13 protein-coding genes are annotated in these 18,523 nt (G+C 40.3%); 5 read left to right on the forward strand and 8 right to left on the reverse strand.

Features of this window, described 5'->3' with window-relative positions; all coding sequences use genetic code 11:
* The first annotated feature begins 20 nt into the window (after positions 1-20).
* Positions 21-5,069, forward strand: a complete 5,049-nt coding sequence (locus V7K25_RS27480; protein ID WP_335162495.1) for a protein kinase domain-containing protein — start codon at positions 21-23, stop codon at positions 5,067-5,069.
* A gap of 350 nt (positions 5,070-5,419) precedes the next feature.
* Here V7K25_RS27480 and V7K25_RS27485 read toward each other — a convergent pair whose 3' ends face one another.
* A complete protein-coding gene (locus tag V7K25_RS27485) occupies positions 5,420-6,226 on the reverse strand; it encodes a pentapeptide repeat-containing protein (RefSeq protein WP_335162497.1) in 807 nt (268 codons plus the stop codon).
* A gap of 10 nt (positions 6,227-6,236) precedes the next feature.
* Positions 6,237-6,878: a hypothetical protein gene (locus V7K25_RS27490; protein WP_100900887.1), complete on the reverse strand. Its 642-nt coding sequence runs from the start codon at positions 6,876-6,878 to the stop codon at positions 6,237-6,239.
* A gap of 481 nt (positions 6,879-7,359) precedes the next feature.
* On the opposite strand from V7K25_RS27490, the gene V7K25_RS27495 reads away from it, so the two are divergent.
* The gene (locus V7K25_RS27495) at positions 7,360-8,355 is read left to right on the forward strand and encodes a DUF1350 family protein (RefSeq protein ID WP_335162500.1); all 996 of its coding nucleotides are present in this window, start codon (positions 7,360-7,362) and stop codon (positions 8,353-8,355) included.
* A gap of 131 nt (positions 8,356-8,486) precedes the next feature.
* Here the strand turns inward: V7K25_RS27495 and argC are convergent, their stop codons facing one another.
* Positions 8,487-9,458, reverse strand: a complete 972-nt coding sequence (argC, locus tag V7K25_RS27500; RefSeq protein WP_335162518.1) for an N-acetyl-gamma-glutamyl-phosphate reductase — start codon at positions 9,456-9,458, stop codon at positions 8,487-8,489.
* 349 nt (positions 9,459-9,807) lie between these two features.
* Between argC and V7K25_RS27505 the strand changes: the two genes are divergently transcribed.
* Entirely contained in the window at positions 9,808-10,350 is a 543-nt protein-coding gene (locus V7K25_RS27505) for a hypothetical protein (protein ID WP_335162502.1), read from the forward strand.
* Between the two features lie 241 nt (positions 10,351-10,591).
* Here the strand turns inward: V7K25_RS27505 and V7K25_RS27510 are convergent, their stop codons facing one another.
* Both V7K25_RS27510 and V7K25_RS27515 read right to left on the reverse strand, forming a co-directional pair.
* On the reverse strand, positions 10,592-11,068 hold the full coding sequence (locus V7K25_RS27510; protein ID WP_335162504.1) for a hypothetical protein: 477 nt from the start codon (positions 11,066-11,068) through the stop codon (positions 10,592-10,594).
* A gap of 987 nt (positions 11,069-12,055) precedes the next feature.
* Positions 12,056-12,184, reverse strand: coding sequence for a hypothetical protein (locus V7K25_RS27515; RefSeq protein ID WP_335162506.1), 129 nt, complete (start codon positions 12,182-12,184; stop codon positions 12,056-12,058).
* Between the two features lie 148 nt (positions 12,185-12,332).
* On the opposite strand from V7K25_RS27515, the gene V7K25_RS27520 reads away from it, so the two are divergent.
* Positions 12,333-13,496 carry a choice-of-anchor tandem repeat GloVer-containing protein gene (locus V7K25_RS27520; RefSeq protein ID WP_335162508.1) on the forward strand — a complete coding sequence of 388 codons (1,164 nt, stop codon included), beginning with the start codon at positions 12,333-12,335 and terminating at the stop codon, positions 13,494-13,496.
* Positions 13,497-13,589: 93 nt separating this feature from the next.
* On the opposite strand, the gene V7K25_RS27525 is transcribed toward V7K25_RS27520, so the two are convergent.
* The 3 genes from V7K25_RS27525 to V7K25_RS27535 all read right to left on the reverse strand — a co-directional run bounded on the left by V7K25_RS27525 (position 13,590) and on the right by V7K25_RS27535 (position 16,763).
* On the reverse strand, positions 13,590-13,784 hold the full coding sequence (locus V7K25_RS27525) for a hypothetical protein (RefSeq protein ID WP_335162510.1): 195 nt from the start codon (positions 13,782-13,784) through the stop codon (positions 13,590-13,592).
* A 117-nt stretch (positions 13,785-13,901) separates the two neighbouring features.
* A complete protein-coding gene (glpK, locus tag V7K25_RS27530) occupies positions 13,902-15,413 on the reverse strand; it encodes a glycerol kinase GlpK (RefSeq protein WP_335162512.1) in 1,512 nt (503 codons plus the stop codon).
* 180 nt (positions 15,414-15,593) lie between these two features.
* Positions 15,594-16,763, reverse strand: coding sequence for a PAS domain S-box protein (locus V7K25_RS27535; RefSeq protein WP_335162514.1), 1,170 nt, complete (start codon positions 16,761-16,763; stop codon positions 15,594-15,596).
* 1,128 nt (positions 16,764-17,891) lie between these two features.
* Here V7K25_RS27535 and V7K25_RS27540 point away from each other — a divergent pair.
* Positions 17,892-18,224 carry a hypothetical protein gene (locus tag V7K25_RS27540; protein ID WP_335162516.1) on the forward strand — a complete coding sequence of 111 codons (333 nt, stop codon included), beginning with the start codon at positions 17,892-17,894 and terminating at the stop codon, positions 18,222-18,224.
* The last annotated feature ends 299 nt before the right edge of the window (positions 18,225-18,523 follow it).

Raw genomic sequence — 18,523 nt, forward strand, 5'->3', positions numbered from 1 at the left:
GCACGGCTGGAGTATTTGGCATGATGATTGCATTACCCGGATTTCAAATTGTCACTTTATTAAAAGCAGGGGTAAAAGCAGTCATATACCGTGGAATTAGGGTTAAGGATCAGTGTCCGGTAATTATCAAAGGGCTACGGAAAGAACAGTGTACACTCAATAATATTGAACAGATCAAACATGAGTATGCGATCGCACAAAGGTTAAACACCGCAGCCGTAGTTAAAGCTTACGCCTTAGAGATGCATCAGGGAATCCCTTATTTAATTATGGAGGATTTTGAGGCGCGATCGCTCGATCAGTTGCTAGACCAATTTCAACAGCCTGTGCCGTTTCTGAAGATTGCTATAGAAATCACTAGCAAACTTGCACAAATTCACACTCATCACATTGTCCACAAGGATATTAAGCCGCAAAATATCTTAATTAACCTCGAAACTAATCAGGTTAAAATTGCCGATTTTGGAATTGCTACCTTCATTCCATATCAGCAGCAAATGGTTAGTAGTTCCAGCCGAATTGAAGGCAGTCTACCATATTTGTCACCTGAGCAAACTGGGCGGATGAATCGAGAAATTGACCATCGTAGCGATTTGTATTCTCTGGGAATCACCTTTTATGAAATGCTGACAGGTCAGCTACCATTTAAAGGCAAAGACCCCTTAGAGTGGGTACATTGCCATATTGCAAAATCTCCGCCATCCCCGAAAGAGTTAAACTTTGATATTCCCCAAATCCTCTGTGATATCATCATCAAATTGCTCTCGAAGGTTGCAGAACAGAGGTATCAAAGCGCTTTAGGTTTGCAATTTGATCTGGAACTGTGCTTAAAGCAATTGGAGACAGGCAAAGAAATCCAATCTTTTATTTTGGGTGAGCAAGATATCTCAGAGCGTTTTCAAATTCCTCAAAAATTGTACGGACGAGAACCAGAGATTATCAAACTTTTACAAGCATTTGAGGGAATTATTAGCCAAGGCGGCTGTGTGGAAGCAGGTGATATGACGATGGCGAACTACAACGGTTATCAAAGCTCGTGGCAAATTATCCAGTTAGGTTTTCCACTTGCAGAAACATACAAATCTCTAGAAAAGTATACTGCATTCGCCCGCCAATCTAAACATGAGACTGTCTATCAGACAATCAAACTACAGCAGATGCTACTGATGAATCTGCGCGGACTGACTCACCAAAATCTGACTCTCAGTAATGATGAATTTGATGAAGCATCAGCTTTGTCTATTATTACAGATGCAGGTTTTGTTAGTGGAATTATTTTTTATAATATTATTAAATTAATTATATTTTTTACTTATGGAAAACATACAGAGGCATTTAATTATGCCTTAAAATTGTCTAATTATCCAGTTAAAACACTAGCATCACTAATTGAAACAGATTACATTTTATATTACTCACTAACTCTCACAGCTCTTTATCCAACAGTATCTTATCAAGAGCAGGAAGAGTTTTTACAATCCCTAGAATCCCATCAACAGCAATTGCAATACTGGGCTAACCACTGCCCTGCAAACTTCTTACACAAGTCTCAATTGGTAGCTGCTGAAATAGCTCGCATTGAAAATCGTGACTTGGAAGCAATGCGCTTGTATGAGCAATCAATTGCTTCAGCTCGTGAGCAAGGATTTGTACAATATGAAGCTTTGGCTAATGAGTTATGCGCTAAATTTTATGTAGAACGGAAGTTTGAATTAATTGCCAAAACCTACTTGCAAGAATCTAAAAATGCTTATGTACGCTGGGGGGCATCTGCTAAAGTTAAACACCTCGAAGAATCCTATCCTCAGCTATTGCCACAACAACAGCTTATCTCTAACGGAACGTTTTTCAGCACAGGTGAACAGCTAGACTTTTTATCGGTTGTGAAAGCGTCTCAAACCATATCTAGTGAAATTGTGTTTTCGCGGTTGTTGAAGACTTTAATGCAGATTATTATTGAGCAAGCAGGAGCAGAAATTGGTTATTTATTGCTTGAATACGAGCAAAAATTGGCGATCGAAGTAGAAGCTAAATTTAATCTCCAAGTAGAAAAGCTCAATGTTTATCGACCTGTATTCGAGGGTGAAATTTCACAGGTTATTCCGCAATCAATGCTGAATTATGTTCAGCGAACTCAAGAAACAGTGATTTTGCAAAATGCCACTGAGCAAAATCTGTTTTCCAAAGACGAGTATATAATCCGAAAGCAACCTAAATCTGTACTTTGTTTACCGATCGCGCTTCAGTCAAAATTAATTGGTATTTTATATTTAGAAAATAATCTTATTTCCAGTGCCTTTACAAAGGACAAGCTTTCCGTACTGGAAATATTGACAGTTCAAATTGCTATTTCTCTAGAAAATGCTCGTCTTTATCAAGGTCTAGAAAATAGTCAAGAAAAACTCAATCTAGCGTTGAAATCTACCCAGATCGGTGTTTGGAGTTGGGATATTGCCAACGATCAGTTTACCTGGGATGAGCAAATTTATCAATTATTTGGCTTAATACCTGAAACCTTTGTTGGCACTTCTGAGGCAATTTTAGCTCGTCTGCATCCAGATGATCGAGGATTGCTGGCTCAATCGTTGAGCCTAGCGATTAACCAAGGTGTGGAGCATGATTTAGAATATCGAATTATTCGAGATGATAGCAGTATTCGCTACCTAGCCTACCGAGGAAAAGCCTTTTTCAACGAAGCAGGTAAAGCAACACACATGAGTGGTGTTGTGCTTGATATCACAGATCGTAAACAATCTGAAGCTGAACGTATCCAACTGATTCAAGAGCAAACTGCCCGACAAGAAGCAGAAGCCGATCAGCAACGGGCAACATTCTTAGCTCAAATCAGTGCAACCCTAGCCTCTTCTTTCGATTACGAAAGCACACTAGCAAGTGTGGCAAATCTGACTGTGCCTTACTTAGCTGATTGGTGTGGCGTCGATCTGCTGCAAGACAACCAATCAATTCATCGGGTAGCAGTTGCTCACCGAGATCCAGAGAAAGTGAAACTTGGTTGGGAACTTTATCAGCGTTATCCTAGAAAGTTGGATGCACCTGAAGGTGTACCTAAAGTTCTGCGTACTGGACTTGCAGAAATGGTAGCTGAAATTTCAGATGCAGCTCTAGCAGAAGCTATCCAAGATCCAGAACATCTGCGGATTCTGCGTGAAATTGGCTTAAAATCATGTATTATCTTGCCCTTAATGGCACGCGAAAGAATTTTTGGGGCAATTTCCTTTGTGACTGCTGAATCAGAACGTCGTTACAGCACCGCTGACTTGTCACTAGCTGAAGATGTTGCCCATCGGGCTGCGATCGCTATTGATAATGCCCGCCTTTACCAAGAAGCACAGCAAGCACAAAAAATAGCAGAACGAGCATTAGAGCGCATTGCCCGTCTTCAATCCATCACGGCTGCCCTTTCAGAATCCCTGACACCAGCCCAAGTATCTGAAGTCATTGTAGAGCAAAGCATGGCTGCCTTGGGAGCCAACTCTGCCCTCGTCGCTTTGGTGAATGAAAACAAAACTGAACTAGAAATTGTACGTGCGGTTGGCTATAACCAAGATTTGGTAAACACTTGGCGGCATTTTACTATTGACTCACCCTCTCCCTTAGCAGAAGCTGTGCGGACTGGGCAACCTATTTGGGCTGAATCAACAAAAAATCGGATTGTTCGTTACCCTAATTTAGCTGAAACTTACTCCAAATATGACTTTGAAGCCTGGATTTCTATTCCATTGATGCTAGAAGGTTGGGCAGTTGGCGGTATAACTTTGGGATTTGTCCAGCCTCAACAACTGAGTGGAGAAGATCAAGCGTTTCTCTTGGCCATTGCTCAACAATGCGCCCAAGCGATCGCTCGCGCCTATCTTTACGAAGCCGAACGAACGGCACGAAGCGCTGCTGAATCAGCAAACCGCATCAAAGATGAATTTCTCGCTGTGCTGTCCCATGAATTGAGAACACCGCTTAACCCAATTTTGGGTTGGACAAAACTGATGCGAACCCGCAAACTTGATCAAGCAACAAGCGATCGCGCCCTCGAAACCATTGAGCGCAACGCCAAGTTACAAACCCAATTGATTGAAGATTTACTTGATGTCTCCCGCATCCTTCAGGGTAAACTTAACCTCAACTTCTACCGCATTAATTTGATATCAGTCATTGAAGCTGCGATCGAGACAGTGCGTTTGTCAGCACAGGCTAAGTCCATCGAGATTCAGACAATTATTGAGTCTAGTCTAGGGCCAGTTTTAGGCGATGCCAATCGATTGCAACAAGTTTTTTGGAATATCCTTTCTAATGCCATCAAGTTTACTCCCACTGGGGGACAAGTAAAAATTAAATTAGAGCAAATTGGCTCACAGGTACAAATCTGCGTCACTGACACAGGGAAGGGGATTGCACCTGAGTTCTTACCTTATGTCTTTGATTATTTCCGTCAAGCAGATAGTGCCACAACTCGAAAATTTGGCGGTTTAGGTTTAGGATTAGCGATCGTCCGGCATCTTGTAGAACTTCACGGGGGAACTGTTCAAGCCCAAAGCTTGGGCGAAGAACAAGGAGCAACTTTCACTGTCAAAATTCCATGCTTACAGAATGAAAGCAAAGGAATCAAGCATGCAAAAGATAACTCCTTACTTGTGGAAGATCAGTCCTTACCCTTGTCTGGCTTAAAGATTCTCGTGGTGGATGATGACGCAGATATGCGAGAGTTTTTGCCTTTCATGCTGGAGCAATATGGTGCAAGTGTAACTGTTGTAGCCTCAGCCATTCAAGCTTTAACTGCACTGAGTCAATCCCAGCCAAATTTGCTCATTAGCGATATCGGGATGCCAGAAATGGATGGTTACATGCTGATGCGACAAATAAGGAGTTTGCAACTAGAACAAGGTGGGACAATTATAGCGATCGCTTTAACTGCCTACGCTAGTGAGATAGATCATCAGCAAGCGATCGCTGCTGGATTTCAACAGCATATTTCCAAACCTGTAGATCCAGAAGAATTGGTGAAGGCGATCGTATTATTAGACTTATTGAAACAGAATAAAGGCGGCAGTCCTTAGAATTCACGATGAATTCTGTACAAGTAGCGGATCTGAATCCCCCACCTCTTGGGGACTTCAAAATTACTTTTTTTTGTTAAGGGAACTCCAAAAAATAAATTATCCAATTTCTAGACTTCACTACGACTTTCCCTCCCCCTGCTCCTAATACGCTTGGGTTAGCGCCAAAAACCTTTCACGACTTACGCAAAAACTCTCTGAAACTCTTATTCTTTTGTGTCCTTTGCGCCCTTTGTGGTTCGTTTTTTCTTAATTTTGGATAAGTCTTGTCTGTAACTGAACCGTATTGCCCCTGCCCCCTGCCTCTATAGCGATGGTATATTTTTTATTAGGAAGTCGGAAGTCCCTAATTAATCATGCCTTGAAGCATCAGGCATAATTGCCTCCTGAAGATTTACGCCCTTGAGGTTAGCTCCCCTAATGTCGGCTCCTCTAAGGTTAGCTCCTCTAAGATTCGCGCCTGCCAAATTCGCGCCTCTAAGGTTAGTCCAACTCAAGTCAGCTTCACTTAAGTTAGCTTCACTTAAGTTAGCTTGCAACAAGAAAGCACCACTGAGGTGAGCCTTATTTAGATTAGCTTTGTACAGTTCAGTTTTATAAAGATAAGCCCCTAACACTTCCGCCTCATACAAACTCGCCTCGCTAAGGTCAGCCGCAATCAAGTTAGCTTCAATCAGGTTAGCAAAAGAGAGATTAGTCCGCATTAGCTTTGCTGCACCTAAATCGGCATCTCTCAAGTTAGCGCCTCTTAAGTCGGTTCCAATTAGATTAGCATGAGCGATCGCAGCCTCTCTAAGATTCGCCTCACTCAAATCTGCTCCAATGAAATTAGCATGACTCAAATCTGCCTGTTTAAGTACAGCACCACTCAAGTTAGCAACACTGAAGTTAGCATTACTTAAGTTAGCTTCAATAAGCAAGGCTTTGTAGAGGTTGGCACTACTCAAATCAGCACCACTGAGATTTGCTCGCACGAGTAAAGCATTACCCAAATCCACCTTGCTCAAATTTACCCCCTGGAGATTCGCGCCTCTGAGGTTATCCCCTTGCAAGTTTGCGGCGCTGAGGTCTGGTTCAATCTGAGGATTTTTCTCTCTCCACTCAATCCATTTAACTGCACCTGCTTTGAGTAAAGCTAGATGCTCTCGATTTGCCATTTTCTCTCTTTTACTCCTGACGCATACCCAGAGGATTTGCCCGACCAGCTACACTTTCTATTGCCGTTAATGCTCCCGCCGCACCTGCTAGAATATCTCTTTCATGTCCACCTAAGTAAAGCCGTCCAAAACTTCCTACAGCTTGAACTTCAAGGATGTTAATCGATGCCGCTTTCTCAGCTTCATTCGCAGCCAGTGCAGCATAAGCAGCAGGCTCTACTTCTAATACATACAACGTTTGCCCCGCTAGTAATAGCTGGCCCCGTCGTGTGCGGTTAATAAGTTGTGTTTGGTAAGCATCGATATTGCGGATAATTTGGCTAGAAACAACACGCGGTTTGAGACATTCGTCTTTTCGGACTCCCAATGCAGCTAAAATTGCTTGCCCAGCAGCTCGCGTTTCACCTTGGGAGCTAGAATGAACTTCTAATAGTCCGTAGAGTCGTTCAACTACCTGTACTCCCGGACGAACAGAGGCAGCTTTCAGAGCTACATCCGTAATTTTATTAATTTCGATACCAGGAGAGATTTCAATCCACAGTGATGTATCCCCTGGTAATGGTAAGAAGCCTTGAGCTACTGTTCCCATATATGCTGCATGTTGAGGTTGCAGGCTGTCGAGAAATACGAAACTGCGTAGTTCTATTCCCAAGATTTTGCTCTCCAGTCATAAGGGTAAAAGTTATCTATTGCAAGATAGAAGCGCCTAATTTGGGGCATTCTTGCCACAAGTGCAGGATGGAAAAACACAAAGTAGAAAAATTTTGCTGTCGATAAATTTTACGCCTGAGAAGTATTCTGGCAGGAAAAACCGCCTTGACAATTGTACAAGCTTTATTACACACAAATCGCTGTCTGCAATGCCCAACTGGTCTTGATTTACTGATAAAGTTGATGTTACAAAAAAGTCCAATAGCTAAACTGAAGCGGGAAAAATCCACTGGACTTGTGCGAATATCTTCAAAATGCTGCCAAAATTGCAGCCAATCAAACTCACAGTACTAGGATTTACACATTGACAAAGTAGGCAAGTAGTGATTTGGGTGGAAACAAGGAAATATCCGAAAAGCAGCAACTTCAGTTTGGAGGTTAAGTATACACCTATCAAAATGAGATGCACTCATTGCTAAATCATGGTAAATGCAAATTTAAAACTGAGATTTAAACCTGTTTCTCACAGTTGGGTTGCTCTGCATCCACAGCCTAAAGGAGTAATTCAATTTATTGCTGGGGCTTTCTTTGGTACATTTGGCCCCATGATTTTTTATCGCTATCTGCTTCAGTGCCTATATGAGCAGGGATATACAATTATTCTTTTACCGTTTAATTTCACTTTTAACCATTATGTAGAAGCTGGTTTTCTCATGAGAGAGCAGTATGAAATTCTGCCAGAGCTTGTGAGGATGGCAAGCGTTGAAGGATATGATTATGAAGCTTATCTAGATGATAAAAACTTTTCTTGGATTGGACATAGCCTTGGCTGTAAATATATTTCCCTGTTAGAAGGATTTACTGCTTTACCTCCAGAGCCTCAAGATAGAGAAAAGTTTATTCGGAATCTGCTATCTTATACTTCGGATGAGTCACAGATAGAAAGTGTTATTGCAGACATTAACGTTCTTTTTGAGGAACTTAAACGAAAAATTGTAGAAGATCGGAAACTAATTTACAGTTATGTAAATCGGGAAATCAAAATTAACAGTGTCTTCATTAAAGGGCAGGCTTCTGTCCTATTAGCACCTGCTATTGCTGATACAGGGAGCGCAATTCGTCCTCAGTTTTTAGCGAATCTCATCGATAATCTGGGTTGGGGCGTGAAACCAACTGTTGAAGAAACCCATAACTTAATCAAGGATAGTGGTTTATTTAATATCATGGGTTTAGTTTGTTTTCAATCTGATAATATTGCTAAAGTAACCTGTGAGTGGTTTACTAATATTCTGAAAAAACCACCTCAAGAATTTCTACAATCTGTAAAGGGCGGACATTTAAAACCTTTAGGTATTCAATTAGGTAAGTATGTAATTAATCTTTTTAATCGACCTTTGATTGAATCAGTGCAAGAGCGAAATAGAGGCTTTGAATCTCATGTAATTCAATTAATTGAGGAACTAAAAAATAATAAATAAAAAAAGTACTGAAAATTCCAAAATCATTAAGTTAATAATATAGCGGTTCTTAAGCAAAAAGACAGATTGCTTTCTCAATTTGCCTTTTTGCTTTTTAAAATGAACAATTTACACTATTACCTAACCCTCTTTCATATTAATCCTAACTCTTCTGGAAAGCCTAGCATAATGTTTAAGTTTTGGATTGCGGCTCCCGATGCGCCTTTGCCCAAGTTGTCGAGACGAGCAACTAGCAAGGCTTCTTTGGTTGTGTCATTGGCAAATACAAATACTTGAACAATATTGGTGCCGTTCATTGCGATCGCATCCAAAAATATTCCGTCTCGCAGCAGTGTAGAATCTTGGTATGGAGCAACCTGGACAAATTTTTCACTTTGGTAGTAGTTAGCGATCGCTTGATGAATAACCTCACCTGATGGTGGATTATCCAAAGTTCCTAACGGCAAAGGTATCTGAACCAGCATCCCTTGCTCAAAATCCCCTACTGCTGGTACGAATAGCGGCGGCGATGCTAACTCTGAGTAATGATGCATTTCTTTGACATGCTTATGTCCAAACTGCAAACCGTAGATACCATAAGGATAGAGCGACTCTCCTCCAGCCTCCTGTTGGTGGAAGGTATGGTATTGTTTGATCAGATTCTTTCCGCCACCAGAGTAACCTGACACTGCATTGACGGTGATGGGAAAATTACTCTTTAAAAGTCCCTTGGCAATCAACGGACGGATACAGGCTAAAAATCCTGTGGGATAACAGCCTGGATTGCTGACATACTGAGCGCTGGCGATTTTCTCTCGCTGTCCTGGATTGAGTTCAGGAAAACCATATACCCAGTTATTAGCTGTGCGATGGGCACTACTAGCATCAAGAATCTTAACCTTAGTACTACTTACTAAGCTAACGGCTTCGCGGGCTGCATCATCAGGTAGGCAGAGAATGACAACATCGACGGCATTAATTAATTTAGCTCGCTCAGTTGCATCCCTACGTTTAGATGCCTCAATGCTAACTAACTCGATATCATCCCGTTGATTGAGGCGTGAGTAAATATGTAAGCCTGTGGTTCCCGATTCCCCATCAATAAAAATCTTAGGTTTAGTAATCATCCGTCCAGCATCCTGATCTGTGAGTAGTATTATGCAGTAAATCAATTCATGCTGGTCAAATTGCTTGCTTTTTGCTCATTCAGGAGTTGATTTACGGAGAAAGCCAGGGCAAACGCATCTAAAGTATAAGAATCCTTTAACAAGGTTAAGGCGTTTAATTCCCCTGTCTAAAAAGGGTAGCACGTTCAGGGTAAGCGCGTTTAAAATGCTAGCGATCGCTTGATTAAACCAAGTCTTAACCTACCATGAAGTATAGGATAACTGGCTTTAAGTACTAGTACGTAATCTGCGGAAGCATTATATATTTGAAAAGATTAGATTTATTAGCTTCTGGGATTTCTTAATTATGAAGCCTAACTTAAAAGACATCGTTGGTAGTTCTCCCCGTCGTCAAATTCTCAAAACTGCTTTTACCTTTGTGACTGGTTTAACCGCCACATCACTGGTTTCTTTTTTGATGAACAAATCCACAAAGCCAGCACAAGCAATTGTTGTGCAACGACCAAATGAGTTTAAACTTGAGGGCGAAGGTACAACAATTCAGTATTCAATTCTCAAGGGAGTTCCACAGCTTGATTACAAAACTCAAAACATTTCCATTCATTTCAGTGGTAACGAAATTCAGACATTAGCTACTGATATCGGTACACTAGTGACAGTTATTATTAGCAAGCCACCAAACCCTGAATTTGGAGGAAATGTAGTAAAACTGAGCTTACTCTTACCAATTATTAACCTATTTATCGGCAATGGAGAAACCCCTGTCCAAACCGAAGCCATTTTAACTACTCAAAAAACATCAGGATTTATTCGTACTCCCCTATTGGGACAATTACAGTCATATCAGACTATAGTACTGCGGGGAACTGCCAAAGCAAACGCATCTTAAATTGCATCCGAAAATGAAGTATAGATTAACGCTGCTCTGATGTAAATCCAGAGCAGTTTTATCTTGTACAGGCTTTCTAACCCCAGTTAAAAACAGTCAAATTGATGAATCAACTAAGGAACATGGATTAAATAAGATGCAAAACTTTATCCTGTCTCTAGATTCCCTCTACTTTATAAGGAGAGGGATTGAGGGTGAGGTAAACCAGAGATATAAATTTTATGTTATTTAATTCTCATTCCTAAAAGTTCTGGGGTGGGAGTGGTTGTCCTTGGCTCTTAGGAATATTAATTACGTTTAAAGCTTTGGCAATTTCAATAACGTCATTATCCAATCGTTGAGCTTTAGGATTGCCAGGACAGCTAATGTCTGACGACTCTTCACCAGCTAATCTAATGCTAGTAATTGTACCAAAAGAAACAGATTTGATGCAACCTTGTTTTGGCAAGTTAGATAAAGGTTCAGCAACTTTCAAGTCACTGAAAAACTTTTTCGTTAATTTTTCGGACAATTTACCTTGATTAGACCCTTTGCCATCAACATACTTAACTTCTCCAGATGGTGATACGTAAATGCGATACCCAATCGTATTTGTAGAGCCACTATTAACGATAATGGCAACGTTATTAGGTACAAGCGCCATTGCTAATTGAGACGAACAAAGTAAAAATGATACACCTGCTAGCCCCAGTAAGCTCTTAGAAAAAATCTGATTCATATAATAAATCTCCTGATTTATGAGTCTTGATTGTCAAAATTTTATGACCAATATTCATCTAAATAAGTTTCTTTCGTTTCCTGATTTTAACAGGCTGTTTAGTAAAAACCCTGGTCATACTTTTGTTATAACTTTGTCATAAGTGCGTCAAATTAGTATGAAATGATTAGAGATTGTGTTTTACTGCTTATGTGAATTGGGGTAGCAAGAAAAACGCGCGTTTTTAAAGCAGGTTAAGCGCATATTGTCAAGAATAAAATTTCTATATTAATAAATCTCAAAATAATCGCATTCACTAATACTTATTTATTACGAAGATTTTAAGCGTAGGCGTAGCCCGTCGTAGACATCGGCTTGACCCTTAAAAACTAAACCAAGCGATAAATCTGATTCTTTGGTTAATACATTATTAATCAAGGTTTTTGCCAAGAGTAATTTAAATGTGCTTACCTAGCAGCACATCTAGATGCCTAATTAAAATCCCCGTTATAAAACGTAATTGCTCTCTTCTCTACGAGACGCTTTGCGAACGTAGCGGAGCATAGGAAGAGTGCAAATTGGTTTAACAGCAAGGGTTTAAGCGTTTAATAATTGAGGTGCTTTTTCATAAATATCTTTATGCAGCAAGGGTTCCACAAATTAAATGCGTTTATCCTGGTATTCTGCTTTAGTTTTTTCAAAAATGAAATAGGATTTTTATAGCAGAGATAAAAGTTAAATTTAAATTTTTTGTGTTGCTCACGACATCTAAAAAATAATGAGTATGTTATCTTACTTAACGACATCATTAATTACCTCATTTTCAGTAATTAACTTAAGTGCGAATACAGCTATTGCGGTATAGCCAGCTAGAGAATTTCAAAATTCTTCCTGGTCAAGACTATACCTAAGTTCCTGGTAATTTCTCATTAAAAGCTAGTTATGAAAAACAAATTTATAGTACTTGATTTCACAACTAGTTTATGAAATAAAGTACTACAAAATTTGTTATTCCAAGCCATCCAAGCTTTTTTCAATTGTATGGAATAGATATCTGTTGAGGAGTGCAAAGTCTTGCACCCCATAGCGGATTGCATCCATACAAGAATTGTTATACCCAATCTGAGGGAGATCCATAAAAATAAATCTCCAGCCTGATTAAAAGGAATAACCGACTACGCCCACACTGAAAATTATGTTCGGCAGAGCAGTTTTTGAAGATTAGGCTGGGGATTTATTTCGGGTTCGCGTCTGAGCAAATTTTTGTAGGAGTTAAGTGAACAAGATGAAACTGTGCAAACAACGTCAAAGCAAAAATAGCGTATTGATTTTAACATCTCTGGCTGTGTTGGCGTCTCCATTAGTATTGCCCTTGCAACAAGCCTTTGCAGAAACATTAACGACCGTTGTAAATTTCAACGGTACTAATGGAGCCAACCCAAATGCAGGTGTGTTTGCAGGGAAAGATGGCAATCTTTATGGAACCACTTCCGCAGGTGGTTCGCAAAGTAAAGGAACAGCATTCAAATTAACTGGTTCTACTTTTAGTACTCTGACTACACTAGTTAACTTCACTGGAAGCAATGGAACTAACCCAATTGCTAGATTATTCCAGGCGAGTGATGACAATCTATATGGTGCAACCTCTACAGGTGGTACAAATAACTTCGGTACGTTGTTTCAGTTACAAAAAACAACTTTTACAAACTTGACAACTCTTTTGAATTTCAATGGCACTAATGGAGCCAACCCAGCAGGCCGATTGATTTCAGGTGGCAATGGCAGCTTGGTGGGGATAACTTCTGCCGGTGGGGTCAATAATAAAGGAACTGTATTCAAGATTCCGCTAACTGGTGGTGTCCCCACTGTCTTAGTTAACTTTAACGGTACTAATGGAGCAACTCCATTAGCAAGATTGCAATTAGCTAGTGACGGAAACTACTATGGCACCGCCTCAGCAGGTGGAGCAACTAATAAAGGTGTGGCATTCAAGTTAACTCCCGCAGGAGCAATAACTCCATATAGCTTTAGTGGTGCTAATGGCCAAAGTCCTCAGGCTGGATTAATTGAATCTGATAAATTTATTTATGGCACGACTTCTCTGGGTGGAGCCAGTAATAAAGGAGCTATATTCAAGGTTCCGCTCGGTGGCGGTACACCGGTTTTAGTTGCCAGTTTTAATGGCACCAATGGGGCTAACCCCACAGCTGCACTCACAAAAGGAAGCGACGGTAACTTCTACGGTACAACTTCTACAGGTGGTGCAAATAATAAAGGAGCCATCTATCGGTTGACTGGAGGAACCATCACTTTGTTGTTTAGTTTTAATGGCACGAATGGGGCAACGCCAGAGTCTACCCTAATTCAACTTGCTAGTGGTGCATTTTACGGTACCACCTCTATTGGTGGCGCTTCGGGACAAGGAACCGTGTTTAAATTTACACCATAGCTTGAAATACAATAGACCTCTTGCAAAAGTCTATCCCCTTTTCCACATCCCGTAAAAAGTCAGGTTGAGCGCTCGCATTTGTTTGTTGAGCGCTCACATTTGTTTGTTGAGCGATGGCATTTGCTTGTTAAGCGATGGCATTTGCTTGTTAAGCGATGGCATTTGCTTGTTAAGCGCTCGCATTTGTTTGTTAAGCGATGGCATTTGCTTGTTAAGCGATGGCATTTGCTTGTTGAGCGATGGCATTTGCTTGTTGAGCGATGGCATTTGCTTGTTGAGCGATGGCATTTGCTTGTTAGGCGCTCACATTTGCTTGTTAGGCGATGGCATTTGCTTGTTGAGCGATGGCATTTTACCCAATAACTCTTTTTCTTCCCCTGCCTCAAGAGCTTATCCGAATGAGGGCTACTCCCAAACGAGAGTGCGTTTCACTGCCTTTTGCCAAGTAACAAAGTTGGATAATGGAGCATCGCTCCCCGGCTCAAACACACGTTCAATTTGTCGTTGTTCCACTAGTGCTTCATAGCTCTGCCAAAATCCTACAGCTAAACCTGCTGCAAATGCTGCACCCTGAACAGTCGTATCGCGCATTACCGGACGTTCAACTGGAATATTTAATACATCAGCTTGAAACTGCATCAGAAAATTATTCTCGCAAGCACCACCATCTACCGTTAATCGCCCAACTGGAGTACTACTAGATGCATTAATCGCCTCTACTACTTCCAGAACTTGATAAGCGATCGCTTCCAATACGGCGCGAACTAGATGCTCCGGTTGTACACTGGCAGTAATGCCGAAAAAGGCTCCCCTAGCACTCATATCCCAATAAGGTGCGCCTAGCCCACTAAATGCAGGCACAAAGTAGACTCCGCCATTATCTGTTACCTGGTTTGCCATCGCTTCACTTTCAGCAGCAGTTTTAATCAGCTTCAGGCGATCGCGTAACCATTGAATACAAGCTCCACTAGTAAACATACTACCTTCTAAGGCATAGCCTACATCTAAAGTTCCCTTCGGATTTGCTTGTGTCCATGCCACCGTAGAAATAAGTTGGTGGTGCGACCGCACAATTTGATCGCCTGTATGGGCAACTAAAAAGCTACCAGTCCCGTAAGTACATTTCATCAAACCAGGGCGATCGCAGCCATGACCAAATAGAGCAGCTTGCTGATCCCCCAAGATGGCAGTAATGGGAATCTCAGCGCCCAACAAAGTAGCATCAGTAACTCCAAATACTCCTAAACTCGGCTGAATCTGGGGCAAAATATGCACCGGAATCTGAAATAGTTCCAGTAAGTTCTCATCCCACTCACAGGTTTTGAGATTCATCAACATTGTCCGACTGGCGTTGCTGTGGTCAGTAGCATGGACTTTGCCACCTGTGAGGTTCCACAGCACCCAGGTATCAATAGTGCCTGCTAAGACATTGTTCAGGTCAGTATCTGTAAACTTGTCTAGTAGCCACCTAAACTTAGTCGCAGAAAAGTAGGCATCGATGATTAATCCGGTGCGATCGTAAATTTCATTAGCGTAGCCTTGCTGTTGTAATTGGTGGCAAAGAGGAGCAGTGCGGCGATCTTGCCAGACAATCGCTTTATGGAGTGGTTTACCAGTAGTTTTGTCCCAAATCAAACAGGTTTCACGCTGCACAGTTAGCCCTAAGGCTGCGATCGCAGATGGAGCAATTTGGGCATTACCAATTGCGGTTTGCATCACCCAACACGTATCCTGCCAGATTTGTTGAGGGTCATGTTCTAACCATCCAGGGTGAGGATAATACTGAGTTAGTTCTTTGTACGCTTGTCCAACAATCTTGCCGTCTGCGTTAAACACAAAGGCGCGGTTGCCTGTCGTACCTAAGTCCAGTGCTAAGATGTAGCCCAATGATTGAGTTATGTTGCCAAGTGTGTGCATAGCTGCTTTGACATGCTGCGTAGGCGATTTTAACAATACACGTCAAATTAGATATACATTATTTTGGGTACATTTTTTAATTCTGCGATGCCTACGGCGGGTTACACCTACGTGTAGCCTCTTTACAGGATAAGAGGATAACAATTAGGCCATATTTTCTCATGAGATACCTATAAGGAATTAATCAAAATCTCTCAAAATCATGTGTTTTTTTAAGTCAAAACTGATTATGCCTTCTTCCTGTAATTTGCCGATCAATCGTGTAATTGTTACCCTGGTGGTGCAGCAGGCGCTAGCAATATCTTCGTGAGTAAAGCGAACACTTAGGCGAGTTCCCTGCGGCACAGTTTCACCAACTTCCTGTTTCAAAAGTTGTAATAGATGGTGTAAGCGCTCTTGTACCCGTCGTCTTCCACAAATTACTAAAAAAGATTCTGTTTGGCGTAAGCGCTGATTAATTTTTGGTAAAAGGATATGGCTCAGGTTGGGGGAAGCTGCTATCTCTGCTGCATAAATTGACACCAACTCAACATCAGAGAGGGCTGTTGCTTGGTAAATGTTTAAAGATGTTAAACTAGAGCCAAAAACCATTTCTGCTGTTGCCAATCCTGTTAAAACTTCTTCACCCGTTTCACAGTAAGTACTAAGTTTGACCAAACCCTGACAAACATACAAAATTACTAATGGGTTAAGAGGAATAGTTTCTCCTTTAGAATATTTCTGCACAGGACGGTCATACAAGAGGTTGCTATCATTTGTAACTACTGCTGATTCTACCGCTTTCCGTTCAGAAATATTACGTAACACCCAGCGTAAAGAGGTTGCCTTACCCTGTGGATTCCGGGCAACTGCTACTGTTAAAGCTGCATCAAATAACTCACCATGACGTTGTTGCAAGCGTATCAATAGCTCTTTAACTCTGTCTGATTGAGCTAGTTCAATAAGTTTGTTACGAAGGTGCTGACGTTCTTCTAGAGGGACGAAGTTAATCATTGGTTTGCCCACTAAAAATTGCTTTGAAACATTGAGCAATTTAGCTGCGGTGAAATTAGCTTCTTGAATGATTCCTTCTGTATTAGTCACTAAATAGGCGTCAGGCGCAAACTCGAATAATTCTTGATAGTGTTGGCGTTCTGTTTCTAAGCAATTCCGTGATTGTATTAATTCCTCATTTTGTTGATGGAGTTCCTCTGCTGCTAACTGCACCACCTTTGAGCTGTTATAGAGTTCATTAAAAGCTTGCGGCAGCAGATCCGGTGAAATCCAAGGTAATACACTAGCAGTTTGGTATAAATCTGCTAAACGATTGTGCAATGTTTCTGAGCGTTGGATAAATTTTTCTATGTTCACCTTAAATTCCCGCTACTTACTTGCAGAGTTGAAGCAAAAAATCTACTAGGTAAATTATTGGTAAAATTGCAGTATTCCATCTTATAAATTTAACTAGTTCTGAACTGTAATTATTATTCAGTAGAATCTATAACAGTATGATTAGCACAGTTAGAAAACCCTGGATCTCAACTTTAAGTTCCTATTCTTGCTTAATCAACTTTCTCATTTTCCCAATGAATGATTTAGTGATAATCATAATTGTTTCCATGATTTCTCAGAATAACTAATAATTTTTTCCGCAACTTCCATCACAAGCATCAAGCTACTACTACCAAAGATATATAGTTTAAATTAAGTTTGTTTGTGATTATAAATACATTTTTTCAACGAAAAGCTTCCCGACTTATTACAAAAGTCGGAAATCTGAGCTTTTGGATTTCCACAAATCGATGAAGGAACTATCTGGCATAAGCAAAAGTAAGACTAATAAGTTAAAAGTATTTGTATAGTAAATCACATAATAACTTAACGATTCTCCGCCTCTTTAGTTAGAAGAGAAATCAAGCAATAAGCTGGTGTAATTTAAAAATGCGTAACATGCTTATCAACGCGCAAGTTATTAAGGAGTGGTGGGTGAGGTGTTAATACTATAAAATCTCATCTCGTCACTTTTTTTACTTACTTCGGAACGCATACACGTACTTTTATAAAAGTCACTTCATAAAAGTCAGCTTTTATTAAAACTTTATATATTGTTGGTTGTAGTTCATTAAATATACGAGTTATTAGCTGATTTACTGAAAATTGCGTTTTTCAAAAACTTCAGTAAAACTCCTATTTTAATAATAAAAAAATCCGACTAAATTATTAATAGTTAGTGCTGAATTAATTGATGAATAAACATCAGTTATTTTAGGATATCTATTTACAGGCTTTCTGTAAGATCAATTCCGTAATTCTAGAATACCCCTCTCTTAAAAGAAGAGCAGAGTTTAGCTTTCCCCTACCTTATATGAAAGGTAACTGAAGGAGTTAAGTTTTTGTGACTGAATCAATGTACTAAGCTGCGATTTATCTTGAAAAATCACGGTTTTATTTCCAACTGAGAACAAATACAACTTTTTGAAACCTTTTTGACAAATTCCCATGCGACAATATATTTTTAATCTGCTAATACTGGTATTAGGAACAAGCTCGACTTTCATCATTACTCCATCTCAAGCTGAAACTCCGGTAAAATCCAACATCCAGAATCCTGATAATATTACTTCCATATCTTCAAATTCACCTTCGGCTATCCAATTGAGTGATTTTGCCAATTCTACTAATAGCAAATCACCTATCCTCTCTGAGGCAGCCAAGAACTTTTCTGATGCTAATACCAATATAGCTGATAATGCCAATATAACTTCAACTAAGCCGAAGCCACGGGTTCCTATATTTAGCAGAATTTTTCCTACACCTTCGATGCAGCAATAATTAGAGGCTAAATATTTAGTTTACTAGTTTGTGGTGGTAGAGGTATACATTTGTACATTATATACAAGCTTAAGTAGTGAAAACGCTATTATTAGGCAACATACTTAGACCTCACTTCATTCCCCAACCCTTGTAGGGTTGGGGGTGTTTTTGTTAGGTATACATTGCAATACGCTTGAGTTAAAGATTTTTGGTATTGATTTTAGGTATCGGCTCAATAAGTAGGGGTAGCGCAAGAAAATTATGATCTTAGAGGTCGCGGCATTATAGAATATGACACATGACGCAAAAGCAGTTGA

Origin of the sequence: Nostoc sp., assembly GCF_036919495.1 — a bacterium.
Lineage (GTDB): Bacteria > Cyanobacteriota > Cyanobacteriia > Cyanobacteriales > Nostocaceae > Nostoc.

Bases quoted from the DNA above. Each gene is read 5' to 3' on its own strand.
- V7K25_RS27480 (WP_335162495.1), top strand. From the start codon at position 21: ATGATGATTGCATTACCCGGATTTCAAATTGTCACTTTATTAAAAGCA.
- V7K25_RS27485 (WP_335162497.1), bottom strand. From the start codon at position 6,226: ATGGCAAATCGAGAGCATCTAGCTTTACTCAAAGCAGGTGCAGTTAAA.
- V7K25_RS27495 (WP_335162500.1), top strand. From the start codon at position 7,360: ATGGTAAATGCAAATTTAAAACTGAGATTTAAACCTGTTTCTCACAGT.
- V7K25_RS27505 (WP_335162502.1), top strand. From the start codon at position 9,808: ATGAAGCCTAACTTAAAAGACATCGTTGGTAGTTCTCCCCGTCGTCAA.
- V7K25_RS27510 (WP_335162504.1), bottom strand. From the start codon at position 11,068: ATGAATCAGATTTTTTCTAAGAGCTTACTGGGGCTAGCAGGTGTATCA.
- V7K25_RS27515 (WP_335162506.1), bottom strand. From the start codon at position 12,184: ATGGATCTCCCTCAGATTGGGTATAACAATTCTTGTATGGATGCAATC.
- V7K25_RS27520 (WP_335162508.1), top strand. From the start codon at position 12,333: ATGAAACTGTGCAAACAACGTCAAAGCAAAAATAGCGTATTGATTTTA.
- V7K25_RS27525 (WP_335162510.1), bottom strand. From the start codon at position 13,784: ATGCCATCGCTCAACAAGCAAATGCCATCGCTCAACAAGCAAATGCCA.
- glpK (WP_335162512.1), bottom strand. From the start codon at position 15,413: ATGCACACACTTGGCAACATAACTCAATCATTGGGCTACATCTTAGCA.
- V7K25_RS27540 (WP_335162516.1), top strand. From the start codon at position 17,892: ATGCGACAATATATTTTTAATCTGCTAATACTGGTATTAGGAACAAGC.